This is a genomic window from Epibacterium sp. Ofav1-8 (assembly GCF_022348185.1).
GTDB lineage: Bacteria > Pseudomonadota > Alphaproteobacteria > Rhodobacterales > Rhodobacteraceae > Epibacterium.
The window spans coordinates 300,012-320,443 of the sequence record NZ_JAKRFD010000004.1 but is presented as its reverse complement, the minus strand read 5'-3'; the positions used below and the strand labels follow the sequence as shown (position 1 = coordinate 320,443).

General features: G+C 64.3%; 16 protein-coding genes. 9 read left to right on the top strand and 7 right to left on the bottom strand.

Translation table 11 applies throughout. The annotated features are described in order from the left end of the window. Positions 1-60: 60 nt before the first annotated feature. On the top strand, positions 61-1,194 hold the full coding sequence (ispG, locus tag MHM97_RS08935; RefSeq protein ID WP_239321954.1) for a flavodoxin-dependent (E)-4-hydroxy-3-methylbut-2-enyl-diphosphate synthase: 1,134 nt from the start codon (positions 61-63) through the stop codon (positions 1,192-1,194). Between the two features lie 127 nt (positions 1,195-1,321). Here the strand turns inward: ispG and MHM97_RS08930 are convergent, their stop codons facing one another. After that, positions 1,322-2,086 (bottom strand): DsbA family protein, encoded by a 765-nt coding sequence (locus MHM97_RS08930; protein WP_239321952.1) that lies wholly within the window; start codon positions 2,084-2,086, stop codon positions 1,322-1,324. Then, a complete protein-coding gene (locus tag MHM97_RS08925; RefSeq protein ID WP_239321950.1) occupies positions 2,083-3,504 on the bottom strand; it encodes a M48 family metalloprotease in 1,422 nt (473 codons plus the stop codon). Before MHM97_RS08925 ends, MHM97_RS08930 begins: the two co-directional genes overlap by 4 nt. Positions 3,505-3,526: 22 nt before the next feature. Between MHM97_RS08925 and MHM97_RS08920 the strand changes: the two genes are divergently transcribed. From MHM97_RS08920 to MHM97_RS08890, 7 genes are all read left to right on the top strand, one after another. Then, on the top strand, positions 3,527-4,672 hold the full coding sequence (locus MHM97_RS08920) for a pyridoxal phosphate-dependent aminotransferase (protein WP_239321948.1): 1,146 nt from the start codon (positions 3,527-3,529) through the stop codon (positions 4,670-4,672). Then, positions 4,672-5,910 carry an N-acetylmuramoyl-L-alanine amidase gene (locus tag MHM97_RS08915; protein WP_239321947.1) on the top strand — a complete coding sequence of 413 codons (1,239 nt, stop codon included), beginning with the start codon at positions 4,672-4,674 and terminating at the stop codon, positions 5,908-5,910. Before MHM97_RS08920 ends, MHM97_RS08915 begins: the two co-directional genes overlap by 1 nt. Before the next feature lie 238 nt (positions 5,911-6,148). Then, positions 6,149-8,656 carry a penicillin-binding protein 1A gene (locus MHM97_RS08910; RefSeq protein ID WP_239321945.1) on the top strand — a complete coding sequence of 836 codons (2,508 nt, stop codon included), beginning with the start codon at positions 6,149-6,151 and terminating at the stop codon, positions 8,654-8,656. 113 nt (positions 8,657-8,769) lie between these two features. After that, a complete protein-coding gene (gene prfB / locus MHM97_RS08905) occupies positions 8,770-9,894 on the top strand; it encodes a peptide chain release factor 2 (protein ID WP_239321943.1) in 1,125 nt (374 codons plus the stop codon). Between the two features lie 145 nt (positions 9,895-10,039). Continuing rightward, entirely contained in the window at positions 10,040-10,906 is an 867-nt protein-coding gene (locus MHM97_RS08900) for a hypothetical protein (protein WP_239321941.1), read from the top strand. A 304-nt stretch (positions 10,907-11,210) separates the two neighbouring features. After that, positions 11,211-12,581: an amidase gene (locus MHM97_RS08895; RefSeq protein WP_239321939.1), complete on the top strand. Its 1,371-nt coding sequence runs from the start codon at positions 11,211-11,213 to the stop codon at positions 12,579-12,581. Positions 12,582-12,630: 49 nt separating this feature from the next. After that, positions 12,631-13,431: a DUF2189 domain-containing protein gene (locus tag MHM97_RS08890; RefSeq protein ID WP_239321937.1), complete on the top strand. Its 801-nt coding sequence runs from the start codon at positions 12,631-12,633 to the stop codon at positions 13,429-13,431. 4 nt (positions 13,432-13,435) lie between these two features. Here MHM97_RS08890 and MHM97_RS08885 read toward each other — a convergent pair whose 3' ends face one another. Further along, positions 13,436-14,236 carry a helix-turn-helix domain-containing protein gene (locus MHM97_RS08885; RefSeq protein WP_239321935.1) on the bottom strand — a complete coding sequence of 267 codons (801 nt, stop codon included), beginning with the start codon at positions 14,234-14,236 and terminating at the stop codon, positions 13,436-13,438. Positions 14,237-14,414: 178 nt separating this feature from the next. Here MHM97_RS08885 and MHM97_RS08880 point away from each other — a divergent pair, with 178 nt between their 5' ends. Beyond that, positions 14,415-14,831 carry a hypothetical protein gene (locus MHM97_RS08880; RefSeq protein WP_239321933.1) on the top strand — a complete coding sequence of 139 codons (417 nt, stop codon included), beginning with the start codon at positions 14,415-14,417 and terminating at the stop codon, positions 14,829-14,831. Between the two features lie 428 nt (positions 14,832-15,259). Here MHM97_RS08880 and ilvN read toward each other — a convergent pair whose 3' ends face one another. The 4 genes from ilvN to MHM97_RS08860 all read right to left on the bottom strand — a co-directional run bounded on the left by ilvN (position 15,260) and on the right by MHM97_RS08860 (position 20,364). After that, positions 15,260-15,820 (bottom strand): acetolactate synthase small subunit, encoded by a 561-nt coding sequence (gene ilvN / locus MHM97_RS08875; protein WP_239321931.1) that lies wholly within the window; start codon positions 15,818-15,820, stop codon positions 15,260-15,262. Between the two features lie 69 nt (positions 15,821-15,889). Beyond that, positions 15,890-17,641, bottom strand: a complete 1,752-nt coding sequence (locus tag MHM97_RS08870; protein ID WP_239321929.1) for an acetolactate synthase 3 large subunit — start codon at positions 17,639-17,641, stop codon at positions 15,890-15,892. Between the two features lie 598 nt (positions 17,642-18,239). Continuing rightward, positions 18,240-18,884, bottom strand: a complete 645-nt coding sequence (locus tag MHM97_RS08865) for a response regulator transcription factor (RefSeq protein ID WP_239321927.1) — start codon at positions 18,882-18,884, stop codon at positions 18,240-18,242. A gap of 31 nt (positions 18,885-18,915) precedes the next feature. Next, the gene (locus MHM97_RS08860; RefSeq protein WP_239321925.1) at positions 18,916-20,364 is read right to left on the bottom strand and encodes a cache domain-containing protein; all 1,449 of its coding nucleotides are present in this window, start codon (positions 20,362-20,364) and stop codon (positions 18,916-18,918) included. Positions 20,365-20,432 lie beyond the last annotated feature (68 nt).

Sequence of the window (20,432 nt, the reverse complement as noted above, 5' to 3'; positions counted from 1 at the left end):
TGCAGGCCCCGGGGCCTCGGCCTATTTAAGGCGCAAGCGACACGCAGGACGAGGCAGCCCATGTCCATGAACCACATCCGCCCCTGGCGGAACATCGAACGCCGCAAGAGCCGCCAGATCCACGTGGGCAATGTGCCCATCGGGGGCGATGCGCCCATTGCGGTGCAGACGATGACCAACACGTTGACCACCGATATCAAAGGCACCATCGCCCAGGTGCAGGCCGCCGCAGAGGCGGGCGCGGATATCGTGCGCGTCTCGGTGCCGGACGAACCCTCGGCCCGGGCGCTCAGGGAAATCGTCAAGGAAAGCCCGGTTCCGATCGTTGCCGACATCCATTTCCACTACAAACGCGGCATCGAGGCCGCCGAGGCGGGCGCTGCCTGCCTGCGCATCAACCCCGGCAATATCGGCGATGAAAAACGCGTCGCCGAGGTCATCCGCGCCGCCCGCGACCACAATTGCTCCATCCGCATCGGGGTGAACGCGGGCAGCCTGGAAAAACACCTGCTGGAAAAATACGGCGAGCCCTGTCCCGATGCGATGGTCGAAAGCGGCATGGATCACATCAAGATCCTGCAAGATCACGATTTCCACGAGTTCAAGATCTCGGTAAAGGCGTCCGACGTCTTCATGTCAGCCGCCGCCTATCAGATGCTGGCGGAGGCCACCGACGCCCCCATTCACCTCGGCATCACCGAGGCCGGCGGACTGATGTCCGGCACCATCAAATCCGCCATCGGCCTTGGCCAGCTGTTGTGGATGGGCATCGGCGACACCCTGCGCGTCAGCCTCTCGGCGGACCCGGTCGAAGAGGTCAAGGTCGGCTTTGAAATCCTCAAATCCCTCGGGCTGCGGCACCGGGGTGTCAATATCATCTCCTGCCCGAGCTGCGCGCGGCAGGGCTTTGACGTCATCAAGACGGTCGAAACGCTGGAAGAACGGCTCGAACACATCAAGACCCCGATGAGCCTGTCGATCATCGGCTGCGTCGTGAACGGGCCCGGCGAGGCGCTGATGACCGACGTGGGCTTCACCGGCGGTGGCGCAGGCTCCGGCATGGTCTATCTGGCGGGCAAGGCCAGCCACAAGATGTCCAACGACCAGATGATCGACCACATTGTCGAAGAGGTCGAAAAGAAAGCCGCCGCCCTCGATGCTGAGGCGGCGGCGGTGGAGCAGGCGGCAGAGTAACCGCCGCCCTTCATCTTTTCATAAATATCTCGGGGGTTTGGGGGCAGAGCCCCCATGTTCTCGGGAAATTGCCGGGACGCGCCGCCGCGGAGGTCACAGCGGTCGGGCGCGTCGACGGTCACATCCCTCAGCTGCGCCCGGCGCGGATCTCCTCGATCATGATCTGGATCTGATCGGCGGGCAGGTAGCCCCGCAGCATGTCCTGTTCCAGCACAAAGGTCGGGGTGCCCGAAATCGACAGGGTCTGCGCCAGGCGCCGGGTGCGTTGCAGCTGTTCTGTCACCTCCGGCGCGTCCATCTTGGCAAAGATCGCATCCGCATCCAGCGACAGCCCCTCGGCCATCCGCCGCATCGCCACCTCGTTGGGCTCGCCCTGAAAGGCGATCAGCGTATCATGGATGTCCTTGTAGGCGTCGTCCCCGGCCACCAGCCGGGTGGCAATGGCAAAGCGCGAGGACAGTACCGAGGCTTCGCCCAGAATGGGGAATTCCTTGATGACAAAGCGAATATTGTCATCCGCCGCCAGCAGCGCCTCGATCTCGGGCGCGGCCTTGCGGCAATAGCCACACCGGTAGTCCATGAATTCCACCAGGGTGATGTCCCCCTCGGGGTTGCCGCCGACCCAGGAGTAGCCGTCGTCCTGCAATTCCTGCAGGTTTGCGGTCACAAGCGCGTCGTCGCGGGCGGCATCGGCCTGGGCCTGCTGCTGTTCCAGCACATCCACCGCTTCGAGGATCACCTCGGGGTTTTCCAGAAGATAGCTGCGCACGGCGGCGCCAAAGGCCTCCTGTTCGGCGGGGCTCATATTGTCGAGGTCAAGCGCCCGGGCCGCCGGAGCGGTGAGAGAGAGCGCACAGGCCGCAATCATGGCCATGCGGGACGGGGCAATCATTTTCGTTTCCTTTTCTCGTCTTGTTCAAATGCGATCAGCACATCCTCGGCCCGTCGCCACGCGGGCGACCCTTTGGGCAGAATGGCCACCGCACGTTTTGCATGTGGGCCGGCGTCTTTCAGGCGCCCGCTCAGGGCATAGCGTTCGGCCGTGACCAGGGCGGCCATGCCGGTCTGTTTGGTCTGGGCATAGGCCAGGGACATATCGCGAAGCAAGGTTGCATTGCGAAAATCGAGACCACGGGCCTTTTCCATCGTGGCAAGTGCTGCCTTGGCATCTCCGGCCGCCAATTGCGCCCGTCCGAGGCTGGCCAGGATCAGCGGTTCGTTCGGCGCCAATTGCGCGGCGGTGCGATAGGCGGCAACGGCGGCGTCCCAGCGGCGGTTCTCATAGAGCATCTGGCCCCAGAGTTCATGATAATAGGCATCCTGCGGGCGCGCGGCCAGCAGCGCCTGCATGGTCTTCTGCGCGCCGGAAAACGCGTGCTGGCGGTGTTGTGCAACCGCCAGGCGCATCTGCTTCACATCCGCAAACGCCTCGGACGTGGCCCGCCGTTTGGTCCAGCTGGGGGCCCGGGTGAAGGCGGAGAGTTTGCCCTGCACCCGCGCCAGCCAATAGGCGGCCTCGGGGCGGGTTGCGGGACCTTCTCCGGCGCTCGCGACAAAGGCTTCGGCGGCACGCATCCGGTCACGGGACAGCGGATGTGATCGCATGTAAGGATCCTGCGAGGCGCGGCTCAGCACCTCTTGCCCGGCAAAGATCCGGTGCAGCTCGACCATGCCCTTGGGGTTGATCCCGGCGGCCGTCAGAAAACCGATGGCGGACCGGTCGGCAGAGGCTTCCTCGGCGCGGGTGTGCGACAGGAAGCTGCGCAGCGCGGAGGATTGCGCGCCAATGGCCAAGCCCGCGCCCGCGCGCCCGCCACCTGCCGCCGCCGCAAGCATGCCAAGCGCCGTCCCGAACCCCGCCGCCGTGCTGGCGGACCGCATGTTCTGGATGCGGCGCCCGATATGGCCATTGGCGATGTGGGCGGCCTCATGCGCCAGCACCGCCTGCAGCATCTCCGGCGTTTCCGCTTTGAGGATCAGCCCGTAGTTGACGAAGATCGCGCGGTGATCGATCACGAACGCGTTGAAACTGCTGTCATCAACAACAAGAATGCGCACCCGTTTCGGGCTCAGCCCGGCCGCGGCGAGGATCGGGCGCGCCAGTTCCGACAGCCCGTGTTCAATATCGGCATCGCGCAGCAGTCGGATGGATCGGGCCTGCGCGGTGATCGGCGCAAGGGTCAGCGCGGCCACCAGCACCAGACCCTGCACCTGCACAAGGCCGCGAGAGCCCCTGACCGCGCGGGACAGAAGTCGAAACAGGCGTGCACACGGGATTGACGCCAGAGAGAATACGCGGTCAAAACTCATGGCCGCACCATGGGAGATCAACATGCGAAACTCAAGCCGGTCCAAGGTCGATCCCTTCATTGTGATGGATGTGATGGAAGCCGCCCGCAAAGCGGAGGAGCAGGGCCGTCATATCATTCACATGGAAGTGGGCCAGCCCTCTACTGGCGCGCCAGAAGCCGCGCGGCGGGCGCTTGCCGAGGCGCTTGATACAGACGCCATGGGCTATACCGTGGCGCTTGGCTTGCCGGCGCTGCGCCGTCGCATCGCGCAGCTTTATGGCGAATGGTACAATGTCGATCTGAACCCGGAGCGGGTGGTGATCACTCCCGGCTCCTCGGGGGCGTTCACCCTCAGTTTCACGTCGCTCTTTGACAGTGGCGACCGGGTCGGCATCGGCGCGCCGGGCTATCCGTCCTATCGCCAGATCCTGAGCGCCCTTGGCATGCAGCCCGTCGACATCCAGACCGCGCCGGAGCATCGCCTGCAACCGGTGGCGGAGGATATTCGCGACCAGAACCTGGCCGGTCTGATGGTGGCCAGCCCCGCCAACCCCACCGGCACCATGCTCGACAAACCGGCGCTGGCGGCGCTGATGGAGGCGGCACAGGCCGAGGGCGCCAGCTTTATCTCTGACGAGATCTATCACGGGCTGGAATATGAGGCGAAGGCGGTTACGGCGCTGGAAATCTCGGACGAGGCCTATGTCATCAATTCCTTTTCCAAGTATTTCTCGATGACCGGCTGGCGCGTCGGCTGGATGGTGGTGCCCGAGGATCATATCCGCACGGTGGAACGGATCGCGCAAAACATGTTCATCTGCGCCCCGCACGCCAGTCAGGTCGCGGCCCTCGCCGCGATGGATTGCCACAAAGAGCTGGAGGCCAACCTTGCGGTCTATGCCAGGAATCGCGCCCTGATGCTGGAGGGGCTGCCCAAGGCGGGGTTCACCAAAATCGCTCCGCCGGACGGGGCATTCTATGTCTATGCGGATGTTTCGGGCCTCACCGACGACAGCCGCAGCTTTGCCGCAGAAATACTTGAAAACGCGGGGGTTGCGGTGACGCCGGGGCTGGATTTCGACCCGGTGCGTGGCGCTACCACGCTGCGGTTCTCCTATGCCCGCTCGACCGCGGACATCGAGGAAGGGCTGGCGCGGCTGAAGACCTTTATGGAGGCGCGAGGTTGATGCGACTGATTGTGGCCCGGGTCCTGACCTGCCTGATCCTGTCCTGTGTGGCGCTGTCGCCCGGGGCTGCGCAGGCGCAGGGGTTTTCCGCCCTGGCGCGTGTCCTGCCGGAGCAGAGTCGTCTGGAAGATTCCGGCGCCGGGGTGGCGCTGCAACTGGGACTCAGCCAGGGCGTGCCCTACCGGATCTTTGCGCTGGATGATCCCTATCGGCTGGTGCTGGATTTTCAGGAGGTGGACTGGACCGGGTTGCAGGCGGAGACCTTCGACCGGTCAGAGGCGATCGCGCGCGCCCGGTTTGGGAGCTATGTGCCCGGCTGGTCGCGGATGGTGCTGGAGCTGACCGGCCCCATGCAGCTGCGCACCGCCGCGATGGAAATCGACCCCGAGACCAGCGCGGCCACCCTTTCGGCGACCCTGGCGCCCACGGATGCGGAGACCTTTGCCGCGACGGCTGGCGCTCCTTATGATCCGCGTCTGGACCTGCCCCCGCCGAAGAAATTCGAACCCGCCACCCCCCGCGACGCGGACGCACCGCTGGTGGTGATGCTGGACCCGGGCCATGGCGGCCTTGACCCTGGCGCCGAGGCCGACGGCGGCATCGCCGAAAAGGACCTGATGCTGGCCTTTGCCTATGATCTGGGCGAGCGGCTGGTGCGCTCCGGCGCGTTCGAGGTGCTGCTGACGCGTGAGGGCGACTATTTCGTCTCGCTCGAACGTCGCATCGCGATGGCGCATCAGCAGGGGGCGGATCTGTTCATCTCGCTGCACGCGGATGCGGTGACCGAGGGCATGGCCCATGGCACGGTGGTCTACACCCTGTCCGATTCCGCCTCCGATGTGGCGTCCGCCAAGCTGGCCGAGCGTCACGACCGCGCCGATCTCCTGTCCGGCAGCGATCTGAGCGCCGCCGACGATGTGGTCACCGACGTCATGCTGGACCTGGCGCGGCAGGAAACCCATCCGCGCAGCACCGCGCTGGCGCGTGCCGTGATCGAGTCGCTGATGGAGCAGGGCGGCCCGGTCAACCGCCGCCCGCTGCGCACCGCCGGGTTCTCGGTGCTGAAGTCCGCCGACATCCCCTCGGTGCTGATCGAGCTGGGCTTCATGTCGAGCCCGCGGGATCTGGAACTGCTCACCGATCCCGACTGGCAGGCGCGGACCGCCCAGGGCATCCTCAATGCCTTGCTGGCCTGGCGCGACGCGGATGCTGCCCGCCGGGCGCTGGTGCGGCAATGAGGCGGGGCGGCATCAGGAATGAGCCGGGCCGCCGGTCTCTCCCCTTGCCAACCACCGCGCCCGCTGGTTTTTGCCGGTTGCGGACACACATCGGATTGTGAGCATACAGCCCCGCGCGGGTCTGCTATGCTGTCCGCCACCCCATCCGCCGGTGCGTCTTTGCGCGCCTGCGATCACGTTTTGACCCTTGTCATGTTGGCGCCTATATAGGGCGCACCGTGCGAGAGAGGCCCACACTGTGCTTAGATTCATACTGTCCATCCTTGGAGCGATTTTCAGTACCATTACCCTTGGAATCGGGGTCATGGCGCTGTCGATCGGGGCGATCTTCTGGGTCTACGGGCGCGATCTGCCAAGCCATGAGTCGCTGGCACAGTACCAGCCGCCGACCATCAGCCGGATCTATTCCGGCGAGGGGCAGCTGATCGACGAATTTGCCAAGGAACGCCGGCTGTTCACCCCCTCGAACGAGATCCCGGCGCTGGTGAAACAGGCGTTCATCTCGGCAGAGGACAAGAATTTCTACTCCCACGCGGGCTATGACGCGCGCGGCATCCTTGCGGCGGGGATCGAGGCGGTGAGATCGCGCGGGCAGAACGTGCGCGGTGCCTCCACCATCACCCAGCAGGTGATGAAGAACTTCCTCTTGTCCGGCGACCGCCGCGCCGAGCGCAAGATCAAGGAGATCATCCTCGCCACGAGGCTTGAGGAGACGCTCACCAAGGACAAGATCCTGGAGCTCTATCTGAACGAGATCTTCCTCGGGCAGAACTCCTACGGGGTGACGGCGGCGGCGCAGACCTATTTCAACAAGACCCTGGGCGAGCTGGAACCGCATGAGGCGGCGACCCTGGCCGCGATGCCCAAGGCGCCCTCCGACTATCACCCGGTGCGTGAGCGCGAACGGCTGCTTGATCGTCGCAACTACGTGCTGCGCGAGATGAAAGAGAACGGCTATATCTCGCAGGCGGTCTATGAGGTGGAGCGCGACCAGCCGCTGCGCTCGGTGCAGAACGGCGATTTCGACGCCTTCCGCACGGCGCTGCCGCCGCGGGATTACTTCACCGACGAGATCCGCCGCCAGCTGTCGGTCGATTTTGGCGAGGGTGAGTTCTTTACCGGGGGCTTCACCATCCGCGCCACCATCGACGCAGAGATGCAGGACGAAGCCGCCCGGGCCATGCGCAAGGGGCTGGAGAAATTCGACCGCTCCACCGGCATCTGGCGCGGCACCGATGTGACCCTGCCGCAAGAGGCGCTGGCGGATGAGGCCAGCTGGCGCGCGGCCCTGAGCGAAAGCGATGTGGCCCGTGACATCCTGACTGAAGAGGGCGCCTGGCTGCCCGCTGTGGTGCTGGAAGTGGCAGACAATGCCCTGACCCTCGGGATCGAGAGCGTCGAAGGCACGGGCACCGTGCCGCGCGCCGACATCAAATGGCTGAAGGGCAATTTCTTCGACAATTTCGAGGTCGGCGACGTCATTCATGCCATGGCGGTGCGCGATGGCGATGCGGTGTCGCATTGGTCGGTGCGGCAGGTGCCCGAGGTGCAGGGCGGTTTTGTCGCCATGGACGTGAACTCGGGCCGGGTGCTGGCGATGCAGGGGGGCTTTTCCTATCAGCATTCGGTGTTCAACCGCGCCACCCAGGCGCAGCGCCAGCCGGGGTCGAGCTTCAAACCCTTCGTCTATGCCGCGGCGCTGGACAGCGGCTACAGCCCGGCGACGATCGTGATCGACGCGCCGATCGAGATCAACACGCCGCAGGGGGTCTGGCGGCCGAAGAACTCCACCCACAAGTTCTATGGCCCGACGCCGCTGCGCACCGGCATCGAGATGAGCCGGAACCTGATGACCATCCGCCTGGCACAGGAGGTCGGCATGCCGGTTGTGGCGGGCTATGCGGAACGGTTTGGCGTCTATGACAACATGGGCACCTTCCTTGCGAACTCGCTGGGGTCGGAGGAAACCACGCTCTACAAGATGGTGGCAGCCTATGCGATGTTTGCCAACGGCGGCGAGCGGGTGGAGCCGACGCTGGTGGACCGGATTCAGGATCGGCTCGGCCAGACTATCTATCGTCATGACGATCGCGACTGCGTCGATTGCAGCTATACGGAACTGGAACCCGGACGTGCGCCCCAGATCGTGACCAATCGCGAACAGGTGATGGATCCGATCACCGCCTATCAGCTGACCTCGATGCTGAAAGGGGTGGTGGATCGCGGCACCGCGTCGAGTGTCATCAACCTGCCGGTGCCCGCCGCGGGCAAGACCGGCACCACCAATGACGCGCGCGATGCCTGGTTCGTGGGCTTCACCTCCAATATCGTGGCGGGGTGCTACATCGGCTATGACAACCCGCGTCCGATGAAGGGCGGGCGGGGCTACGGCGGCACCCTCTGCGGGCCGGTGTTCCAGCAGTTCATGACCAAGGCGACCGAAAAATACGGCGGCGGTCCCTTTGACGTGCCCCCCGGCGGCCACTTCATCAAGATCGACCGCTACACCGGCGGGCGGCTGCCCAATGATGCCAGCGGCGCCTATGTGGTGGCGGAGTATTTCCGCGATGGCGAGGAGCCGATCTTTGGTCTGACCTATGACGGCGGCTTTGGCATGGGATCGAACCTGCCGCTTATCGAGGAAGTCACCGAGTCCGGTCGCCAGGTCACCACCTCCAGCGGTGGCACGGCGGTGCTTGGACCCAAGGCCACCTTTGGGGATGTCTCCTCCGGCGGGCTTTACTGACACAACCGGTTTGCGCGTCGGGCAGGCGGGGGCGTTCCCGCTTGCCCGCGCTCTTGTAGTGGTCCCGGACGTGCGGTATCACCCACTCTCAAACAAGATTTCAAGGAATGTCCATGCGCGCCGAGATCCAGACCATCGTGGCCGATATCGAAAAATCGCTCGACCTGCTTGCCCAGCGGATGAACTGGGAGACGGCGGAATTCCGGCTGGAGGAATTCAACGCGCGGGTCGAGGATCCCAACCTCTGGGATGATCCCGCAGCGGCGCAGAAACTGATGCGGGATCGCCAGTCTCTGGTTGATGCGATCGACACCTACAAGGCGATCAAACAGGATCTCGACGACAGCGTCGAACTGATCGAACTCGGCGAGATGGAAGAGGACGAGGAAGTCGTCGCCGACGCCGAGGAGACCCTGAAGGCGCTGAAGGAAAAAGCCGCCAAGAAGGAACTTGAAGCGCTTCTGGATGGCGAGACCGACCCCAATGACGCCTTTCTGGAGATCAAGGCCGGCGCCGGCGGCACCGAGGCCTGCGACTGGGCGTCGATGCTGGCGCGGATGTATGTGCGCTGGGCCGAGAGCCGGGGCTTTACCGTCGACTTGCAGGAAGAGCAGGCCGGTGCCGAGGCGGGTATCAAATCCGCCACCTACCAGATCAAGGGCCACAACGCCTATGGCTGGCTGAAATCCGAAAGCGGCACCCACCGGTTGGTGCGGATTTCGCCCTTTGGTAAAGGCACGCGCGAAACATCCTTTGCCGCCGTGGGCGCCTATCCGGTGATCGACGACAATATCGAGATCGAGGTCAACCCGGCCGACATCCGCATCGACACGTATCGGTCGTCCGGTGCAGGTGGTCAGCACGTCAACACCACCGACTCTGCGGTGCGGATCACCCACGAACCGACAGGCATCGTGGTGACCTCATCCGAGAAATCGCAGCACCAGAACCGTGACATCGCCATGAAGGCGCTGAAATCGCGGCTCTATCAGCTGGAGCTCGACCGTCGCAACGCCGAGGTGAACGCCCTGCACGAGGCCAAGGGCGACGCCGGCTGGGGCAACCAGATCCGCTCCTATGTGATGCAGCCTTACCAGATGGTCAAAGACCTGCGCACCAACCATGAGACCGCCGACACCAAAGGGGTGCTGGATGGTGACCTCGACGGGTTTATGGCGGCAACGCTTGCGATGAAGGTGGCCGGCAAGAGCCGCGCCGACGCCCAGGGCGAAGACTGACGCCATGCGGAGATCTGCTCGGAAGCTGGCCACACTCACATGCTTGCTTCTGGCAGGCGGTCTTCCGGCAGTGGCACAGGATCGTGCCCCCCCTCCGGAGACAGAAGATGCGGCACTGTTGACCTTCCTTGGGGGGGATGGCTGCGTGATCGGCCCGCATAGCGCGGGCGCTGCGACGGCGGCGGGGTTTGACGGGGACGCACTGACGGCCCTCGGCGCGCGGCTTCTGGCAGACGGATCTGCAGAGAAACAAGGCGACTGGATTGTGCTCGGCCCGGAGGTCTGCACGATCCGTATTCCTGATGTCACTCCAGAGCTGACGCTGAACAGTGCCGAGGTTCAAGCCACCTTCCGACGAGACTTGTGGGTGCCTTCGCTGGCGTACCTTCAAGATTCTCCTGAGACGACAGAAACGCTTCGTGAGCGGGGCTTGTCGTTGCGTGATTTTCAGGAAGAAGGAATATCGGCTGACGAGCTGCGCGAGGTTGGCATAGACCCGGATGCCCTCGCCGAGCATAAGACACGCCCTCTTTGCGTTTCCGGGGGGGGACCTGCTTTGATCGAAGAATTGGTAGAAAGCCGTGGTTTGTCGCAAGACCAGAGCTTCCATATGGCGATGGAGTTCTTCGCAGCAGGTCTAAGTGATGGGAAAATCACGTTTTTCTCTGACAGCTTACTCGCAACCCCACCCGGTTTCATGTTGACGGTGCCCGCATGCTGGACGCCGGAGGAGCAGGCTGCGATCACCCGCAGTCATGCCATTCTGGAGCAGCATTTTGGCAGGTTCGTCAGGGCGCGCGGCGCGGAAACCTCTTGCGATACGACGAATGAGGTATCTGACGCTCTGATGGGCAGGGACGCGCATCTGCTTTGGACGCAGTTGGCCGGTCGCGAGCCTGAAAATGCCTGGATCGGATTTGAGGTGTTTTTGATCGCTCTTGGCGCCGGATGGTTCGAAGGCGCGTCAGCAACTGAAAAGGGCAGGCCGCGTCCGCCGTTGTGCCGTCTCTAGGCAGCGCGGTCCGTCGGGTGTTTCCGGCCATTGGCGCTACGTTGGCCTGACGGCCACGCCCCTTGCTGGCGCGCAGGGCTCCCGCCCCCGGTGCAGGCATCACAGATGCCCTTCCGGCGTTGGGCGTGGCAGCCCGCCCTGCGGGCGGGCTGCGGGCGCGCGGGGAGATCGGACATCCGACAGGACCCGGGGTTGGCCCGGAGAGTTTCGGGGCTTTCCAGATGGTTATCCGCACCCTAGGCTTGGTTTTGGCAGGATCAGGAGGCCAGGATCAGGAGGCCAGGATCAGGAGGAGAGTGCGATCATGCTTTGCGACAGGACGGCCAGCGCGCTTGTGCAGGACTTGCAAAACGGGGCGCTGCGGGCCGAGACACTCATGGAGGCGACGCTAGCGCGGATTTCCGAACGCAATCCGGAGCTGAACGCCATCGTCGCGCTGCGTCCGGCCGAGGATCTGATGGCAGAGGCCCGGGCGGCGGACGCGGTGCCGGTGGCAGAGCGCGGCGCGCTGCACGGTATCCCGATGGCGATCAAGGATCTGGCCAACGCACGGGGGCTGGTCACCTCTCAGGGATCGCCGATCCTGGCCGGGCAGGTGGCGGAGACGGACGACATCTTTGTCGCGCGGCTCCGGGCGGCCGGGGTGATCGTCATCGGCAAGACAAACACTCCGGAGTTTGGCCTCGGGTCGCATACCTACAATCCGGTCTATGGCCCGACCCGCAACGTGATCGATCCGACGCGGTCGGCAGGCGGGTCCTCGGGCGGGGCGGCGGTGGCGCTGGCAGCGGGGATGGTGCCGCTGGCGGATGGCTCCGACATGATGGGGTCGCTGCGCAATCCGGCCGGTTGGAACGCGGTCTACGGCCTGCGTCCGACCTGGGGCTGGGTGCCGTCGGAGCCCGCGGGAGACATGTTCCTGCATCCGCTGTCCACCAACGGCCCGATGGCGCGCACCCCGGAGGATCTGGCGCTGTTGCTGGATGTGATGGCGGGCGGGGACGCCAGATTGCCGCTGCACAGAGGGGCGCGGCCTGTGCAGCCCTTGCACGATGACGCGCCGCTGCGGCTGGGCTGGCTGGGAGACTGGGGCGGGGCCTACCCGATGGAGCCCGGGGTGCTGGAGACCTGCGAGGCGGCGCTGGCGCGGTTCGAAGCACTGGGGCACAGCGTCACGCGGGTTGCACCGCCGTTTCCGGCCGAGAAGCTCTGGCAGAGCTGGACCACGCTGCGCTCCTTTGCGGTGGCGGCCGGGCTGCGACCGCTGCTGGCGCAGCGCGACCAGTTGAAAGCGGCCGCCCGCTGGGAGCTGGAGCGCGGGATGTCCTTTGCGGCAGCAGAGATCCAGGCGGCGTCGGATCTGCGTGCGGCATGGACGCGCGCCGCGGCCCGGATGTTCGCGCAGTATGACGCGATGCTGCTGCCCACGGCCCAGTGCTGGCCGTTTCCCGTTGACTGGAGCCATCCGCAGCAGATTGCCGGGGTGGAGATGGACAGCTACCATCGCTGGATGGAGGTTGTGGTGCCGGCAAGCCTGATCGGACTGCCGGCCCTGGCTGTGCCCGCAGGCCGGGGGGCGGCGGGCCTGCCCATGGGGATGCAGATCATCGGCCCGCACAACAGCGACGCACAACTATTGGGACTTGCTGCGGCCTATCATGCCGCGGCATCCTGACAGGGACCGAGGGCTAAGCGTGCGGCATCAGCAACGGGCGGAGGCAAGAATGACAGAAACAACCGGAGCAGTTCAGACCGACCCGCGGCCAGCGGGGGTGCCGGCGCTTGGGCCGGTGACCAAAGCAACCCTGCGCCAGGCCCTGGTCAGCGGCTGGACGGATTTCCGCAGCTGCCCCCGGTACGGGCTGATGTTTGCGGGGGTCTATGTGCTTGCCGGCTGGGTCATGGCCTGGATCACGCTGCAGACCGAAACCAGCTACTGGCTGGTGCTGGCGGCGATCGGCTTTCCTCTGATCGGGCCCTTTGCTGCGGTGGGGCTCTACGAGGTCTCGCACCGTCTGGAGCAGGGGCAGGCGCTGGATGCGCGGGGTATCTTTGGCGTCATTCTGGCGCAGAGCGGGCGGCAGCTGCCCTCGATCTGTGCCATAATCGTGGTGGTCTTCATGTTCTGGTTCTTTCTGGGACACATGATCTTTGCGCTGTTCCTTGGCCATATGCCGATGGTCAATGTCTCCACCTCGATGGAGGTGTTCCTGACGTTTCAGGGGCTGACGATGCTGGCGGCGGGAACCGCGATCGGTGCCTTGTTTGCGCTGTTGATCTACATGATCACGGTGCTGGGGCTGCCGCTGCTGCTGGATCGGGAGATCGATTTTGTTACCGCGATGATCACCAGTTTCACCTATGTGCAGGCCTATCCGGTGCAGATGCTGGGCTGGGCGGTGCTGGTGGCGGTGCTGACGTTCCTGGCGCTCTTGCCCGGGTTTCTGGGGCTGCTGCTGGTGCTGCCATGGCTCGGGCACTCCAGCTGGCATCTCTATCGGCTGCTGCGCGACAGCGCCGCGTGACGCATCAGCGAAACGGCGTGCCCAGCTGCAACAGCCGCTTGTGGAAGGGAATGATGTCCGGCGCGCTGGTAAAGCCGCATCCGCGCGCGGCGGCAATGGCGGTGCTGACGTCATTGCCAAGATATTCATAGATCATCCGCAGCACCCGTTCGCCGCTCTCGCTTTCGCGGATGGTGCGGGCGACATAGCCGGTCCAGAGACTGTTTTCGGCGGCAGAGACGCGGGCGAGGTAGTTGAAGGAATAGGTCAGCGTGTTGCGGCGGCTGAGCACAAAGGCCACGCCGTCCTCGTGACAGGTCATGTAGCCGCGGTATTCGCGGGTGGGGCCGTAGGTGGACAGCCCCTGAAAGCGCATGCCGGCGCGCGGCTCATAGCCCTTCACATAGGTGATCCCGTCGATGCGGTGCACATGGACGATGCCCAGAACAAAGCTCTCTTCGCTGATGAAGCTGCGGCGGGTGAACCGGTAGAAGCCGGAGGGGAAGACATCCTCGGTGACGCGGGTGATGCCGGTGTCGAAGAAGTCCTTCAGGTAATCGCTGTGGACCACATTGCCCTGCGGCGGGGCAAGGGCCTGCACGGGATCGAGCAGGATACGGGCGTCGACATCGAAAAAACTACAGATCCGGTCCAGCACGTCCGGCCGCGGGAAGCTCTCGCCCGACAGGTAGCGATTAAACTGTGTGCGATTGATCCCCAGCCTGCGTGAAAGTTCCGAAATCGACGGGTAGTCGCGGGACAGGCTGCGCAGATTGTCCCCGAACACTGTCCTCAATTCGGCGGGAGATCGGTTATGTTTCAACATGTTTGTTCCGCAAAGTGCTGGCTGGCCCTGAACTGCATCAAGATGTGACGCGAATTGGATGCAAATGAGTTCTATGTGACGCTTAATAGTATCAATGCAGACACAAATTGCAATTCCCTATTCGACAGTTTGGGATGTTTGAGACTTCCGAATTGACGCACAATGGAGTCGGAAAAGCATGGGGAATGCTATGATCGGGGTTGTCGTCTGGGCCGATACCGCCAAGAACAAGGCGGTTATCTGGTGTGAAGATCAAAGAGATTTGGCGTATTACCTGCGTCCGTCGGAGGCGCGGGAGGGCTGTGTTCCGAACAAGGGAGACCTTGTGGAATTCGAGACCCACTACGAGGGTAATATGCGTATTGCGGAGAATGTGATGGTTCTGGAAGCCCAGACCCAGAGCACGCTTGCGGATGCCCTGCAGGCCGGAGAGCGATGGAACCGACGCGACAGCAATGGCTATCGCGGTGCACAGGTTGCGACCCTCTCGGTGCCAGAGCGTGGGGAGCGGTCCGAACTGCGCCGCAAGCCGGCACAGCGGCAGGAGCGCGAAAGCGCCACAATCCTGTCCTTCCCGGATCGCATGCGGGCCTGAGGCCTGAAGCGCTGTTCCCGGCGCAACCGTCGCGCTGCCAGAGTGCGGGGCAACCCGCTCCGCCTGTGCCATCCGGTCCCTATCGGGTAGTGACGAGGGGTGCGTGACGCGGCACAGCGACAGTCGTACCCGGAGCAGTGTCATGACCCCGACCGGGAGGCGCATTGGCGCTATCCCAGCCAATCGCGGGACGTTGGTAACGAGCATAGGCTGCAAGTCAGCGCCGCGCTAGTCGCCACCGTTCTGTCGCGAGGGCTTGGCCATCAACAGACGGGTCAAAGTGACCTCAGCCCAATGGGACGCATTTCGGAGACCAAAATGGAAAAAGCGCATCAAAGGATGCGCCTTTTTCAGGTTTTAGCCTTGGTCTGAGGCGACCAAGGCCGGTGGGGCAGGCCGCGGATGTTGGCCGCCCGGGAGAAGGGGCGTTATTCGCCGCGCAACAGCGCCGCCACGCCGGTTCGCGCGATCTTGGTCAGGCCAAGCGGGCGCATCAGATCGGCAAAGGCATCGATCTTGTCCGGGGTGCCGGTGATCTCAAAAATAAAGCTGTTGAGCGTGGTATCCACCACTTTGGCGCGGAAGATATCGGCAAGCCGCATGGCTTCGACGCGTTTTTCGCCTTCGCCGACCACTTTGACGATGGCCAGTTCACGCTCCACAAAGGGGCCCGCCACGGTGAGGTCGGTGACCTCATGCACGGGCACGATGCGGCCGAGCTGCGCCTTGATCTGTTCGATCACCTGCGGCGTGCCGGTGGTGACCACGGTGATGCGGCTCAGATGCCCGGTGTGGTCGACCTCGGCCACGGTGAGGCTGTCGATGTTGTAGCCACGGCCCGAAAACAGCCCGATGACGCGCGCCAGTACGCCGGGTTCGTTTTCCACCAGCACGGTGATCGTGTGCCGCTCCTGCACGTCGGAGAAATTCGGGCGCAGGTTATAGGCGGAGTGCTTGGTAGCACCTTTTTTGATGTGTAGGGCAGACATGTCAGTCCCTTTCCTCGAAATATCGGGGCGAGGCGCGAGCGGCGCGCCTCGCAAGCAAACCTCAGATGATCAGACCAGAACCGCGCCGCCGGACTGGATCACGCCCTGCGTTTCCGCAGCGCCCAGCAGCATTTCGTTATGCGCCTTGCCCGAGGGGATCATCGGGAAGCAGTTCTCGTGTTTTTCCACCAGGCAGTCAAAGATCACCGGCCCGTCATACTCGATCATTTCCATCAGGGCATCATCCAGATCCGCCGGATCGGAGCAGACAATCCCTTTGGCGCCAAAGGCTTCGGCGAGTTTCACGAAGTCGGGCAGCGCTTCGGACCAGCTGTGGGAATAGCGCTCGCCATGCAGCAGCTCCTGCCACTGGCGCACCATGCCGAGGCGTTCGTTGTTGAGGATGAACTGTTTCACCGGCAGGCGGTACTGGGTCGCGGTGCCCATTTCCTGCATGTTCATCAGCCAGGAGGCTTCGCCCGCCACGTTGATCACCAGCGCATCCGGATGGGCGATCTGCACGCCGATCGACGCCGGTGTGCCATAGCCCATGGTGCCGAGGCCGCCGGAGGTCATCCAGCGGTTGGGGTCTTCAAAGCCCAGGAACTGCGCCGCCCACATCTGGTGCTGGCCCACCTCGGTGGTGATGTAGCGATCCCGGCCCTTGGTCAGCGCTTCGAGGCGCTCCAGGGCATATTGCGGCTTGATGGTCTTTTGAGAGCCGGCGTAGGTCAGGCAGTTCACCGCGCGCCATTCCGAGATCTGGCCCTGCCATTTCTCAAGCGCGGCCCGGTTGGTCTTGCGCCCGCGGCTCTTCCAGACCTTGAGGATGTCCTCGAGCACATGGGCCACGTCGCCGACGATCGGGATGTCGACGCGGATCACCTTGTTGATCGAGGAGGGATCAATATCGATGTGCGCCTTTTTCGAGTTGGGCGAGAAAGCGTCGATGCGGCCGGTGATCCGGTCGTCGAAGCGGGCGCCGATGTTGATCATTAGGTCGCAGTCATGCATCGCCATATTGGCCTCGTAGAGACCATGCATGCCGAGCATGCCGAGCCATTGCTCCCCGGACGCGGGATAGGCGCCCAGCCCCATCAGGGTCGAGGTGATCGGAAAGCCGGTGGCCTCCACCAGTTCGCGCAGCAGCTGGCTCGCGGCCGGGCCGGAGTTGATCACGCCGCCGCCGGTGTAGAACACCGGGCGTTCGGCCTTCTCGATGGCGGCGACCAGCTCGGTGATCTCCTCCATGTCGCCCTTGACCACCGGCTGGTAGTGCGAGGCGGAGGGTTTTGGCGGCTGGTAGCTGCCGGTGGCGAACTGCACGTCCTTGGGCACGTCGATCAGCACCGGGCCGGGGCGGCCGGAGGTGGCGACGTGAAAGCCCTCGTGGATGGTGGCGGCCAGGGCATCGGTGTCCTTCACCAGCCAGTTGTGCTTGGTGCAGGGGCGGGTGATGCCGACGGTGTCGGCCTCCTGGAAGGCATCCGAGCCGATCATGAAGGTGGGCACCTGGCCGGTCAGCACGACCAGCGGAATGGAATCCAGCAGCGCATCGGTCAGGCCCGTCACCGCATTGGTGGCGCCGGGACCGGAGGTCACCAGCACGACGCCGGGCTTGCCGGTCGAGCGGGCATAGCCCTCGGCGGCATGCACCGCGCCCTGTTCGTGGCGCACCAGCACGTGGCGAATGTCATTTTGCAAGAAGATTTCATCGTAAATGGGTAGGACAGCGCCGCCGGGGTAGCCGAATACCGTGTCCACGCCCTGATCCTTGAGGGCTTGAACAACCATTTTTGCGCCGGTCATTTCACGTGTCATCTGCTTTGCTCCAGTTCACGACATCGTCTTTCGTCTGTGTCGCCCCGAGGCCGATCTTGATGGCGTCGGGCGCGGCGGGTTTGGCATAAAAAAGCCCCCGATTTTGAGGATCGGAGGCGCATGGGTTTGATTATGGTCTACCGTCACCGGCCCATGCGCGTGTGTCCTACGATTACGACTAGCTGTGCCATCGTCAGAGGCTCCTTCATGCGTTCCGGGGCGACATTATGGGCGGCGGCGCGGAGGGTCAACCGCAAAAATGCCAATTTGGAGGCGTGGTGTGGCGTTTTGTTTCTCTGCGGTGGGGATTTCGGACATTTTTGCCAAGAACGGGCCGGGGATTTGAAACGCTGGCGGGGCGACGGTTGCTCAGCGGGGCGCCTGCAGCGCACAGGTTCAGCAGCGCCTGTGCGCTGCCGGTTGCGAGGCGCTGCCTCGCGCTCCGAGGTTTTTGGGAAAAGGCGAAGGGACGGGCGCAGGGGCCGCCGGGCGGCAGCCCGGCGCCGGGCCCAACGGGAGCGGATCGGCCACGCCGGTCCGGCGACGGGCGGGAGCGCCCCCGTTTCGGGACGCGCTGCCGCCTGCGCCGATACCGGGCTCAGATGCCGCGTCCGGTGCCCTGCAATACGCCGTGTTCCAGTGCATAGCGGGTGAGGCCGGCGGTGGAGGAGATCCCGAGCTTGCGCTTGATGTTCTTGCGATGGGTTTCCACCGTGCGCACCGATATGTCGAGCGCTATTGCAACTTCCTTGTTGGATTTGCCCTGCGCCAGTTCCAGCAGGATGGTCTGTTCGCGCCCCGTGAGCGCCTCGCGGTTGCTGCCGGTGCCGGGCGAGAGCGATCCGGCGGCGCCGGTGCACAGGTACTGTTCGCCGCGCATGACCGCGTCGATGGCGGTCTTGATCTCTTCGGGCTGCACGTCCTTCAGCACGTAGCCCACCGCGCCATGGCTGAGGGCGGTGGAGATGTATTCCGGGCTGTCATGCATCGACAGGATCAGCACCCGGGTTTCGGGGCGGCGTTCAAGGATGATCTCGGTGGCGCTGAGGCCGCCGACATCGGGCATGTTGAGGTCCATCAGGATCACATCCGGGGACAGATCCTCGGCCCGGGCGATCGCCTCGCGGCCGCCGGAGACCGCACCGACCACATCGATGTCGGCATAGCTTTCCAGGATCGACTGAATGCCTTCGGCGACCATCGGGTGATCGTCGACGATCAGGATGCGGGTGATGTTCTGCATGGTAAGTTCCTCGCTCCCGGTCTGGACCGCGTCAGGGCAGGCGGTGAGCCGCGACCTCGTCGCCGGGGGGCAGCAGGTGGCTCAGCGGCAGGCTGGCCTCGATCACCGTGCCGCTGCCGCTCTTGCCGAGGGTCTTGCCCGGACCGGCGTTGCGAGATGACAGAATGCGCAGGGTGCCGTCAAGCTGTTCCATCCGTTCCTGCATGTTGCGCAACCCGATCCCGGCGCCGCTGCGGGCCTGCTCCGGGGGCAGTCCGCTGCCGTTGTCGGTGATTCGCATGGTCGCGCCCTTGGCATGACCGCGCAGATCCATGGTGACGCGGGTGGCTCCGGAATGGCGTTCGATATTGGTGAGCGCCTCCTGCGCGACGCGGTAGAGGGCGATCTTTGCTTCCTGGTCCAGACGGTTGCGGAACACCACCGTGGTGAACTCGGTGTCGATGCCGGTGCGGGTGGCGAAGTCATCGGTCAGCGCCTTCAGCGCCGGGCCGAGGCCGAGGTCATCCAGCACGCCGGGGCGCAGGTCGCGGCTGATGCGGCGCACTTCGGTGATCGCGGTGGCCAGCCCGTCGACGCCGCGATCCAATGGCTGCGCCACCGCGTCATGTTCGCCGCGCGAAATCCGGCGTTTCACGGTCTCCAGCGCGTAGCGCACCCCGACCAGCAGCTGGCTGATGGAATCGTGCAGTTCGCGCGCCACCCGGCCACGCTCCTCTTCCTGGGCGTCAAACACCCGCTGGGTCAGCTCCTTCAGCTTGGCATCTGCCAGACGGCGCTCGCGAATGTTCAGCAGCATGCCGGAGGCAAAGACCAGGATCAGCGCCACCAGGGTGATCGCCCCGATATAGAGAAAGGTGCGCCGCACGCGGTTTTCGACCTCCTGGCGCGAGCTGGCAATCGAGGCGAGGACATCGTCGATGAACACGCCGGTGCCGACGGCCCATTGCCAGTCCTGCAGCCCGACCACATAGGCGATCATCTGCGCTTCTTCGCCGGTGGAGGGTTTCTCCCACATGAAACTGTGCCAGCCTGCGCCCTGGCGGGCGATGTCGATGAAGGTGTCGACGATGGGCACGCCATTGCCGTCGGTCAGCCCCGACCAGTTGCGGTTGATGAACTCGGTCTGGCGCGGGCTGACAAGATTGGTGCCGTCGTAGTCATAGACAAAGAAGAACCCGTCCTTGCCATAGATCATCGCGCTCAGGGTCTGGGTCACCTTTTCCTTGGCGGCCTGGTCATCGGGGGCGGCGGGGCCGTAGATATGCATGAAGCCGTTGCGGGCCTGGGTGACATAATTGCGCAGCTCGGCCTTCTTGGCCTCGATCAGCTGCCGCTCCAGCACCTGGATTTCGCGCTCGGCCATCGAGCGGGACTGTATCGCCACCAGCGCGGCGATGCACAGGCCCGCCACGATCAGGGGCAGGGTGGCCAGCAGTGACAGCTTTTGTGCGTAGTTCGGACGAAACAGGCGCCGGATCATCGTGTGGTCCCGAATATGGCTCTTTGGGCGGGCGTGCGGGGTGCGTTTCGAATCGTTACGGCACTGGC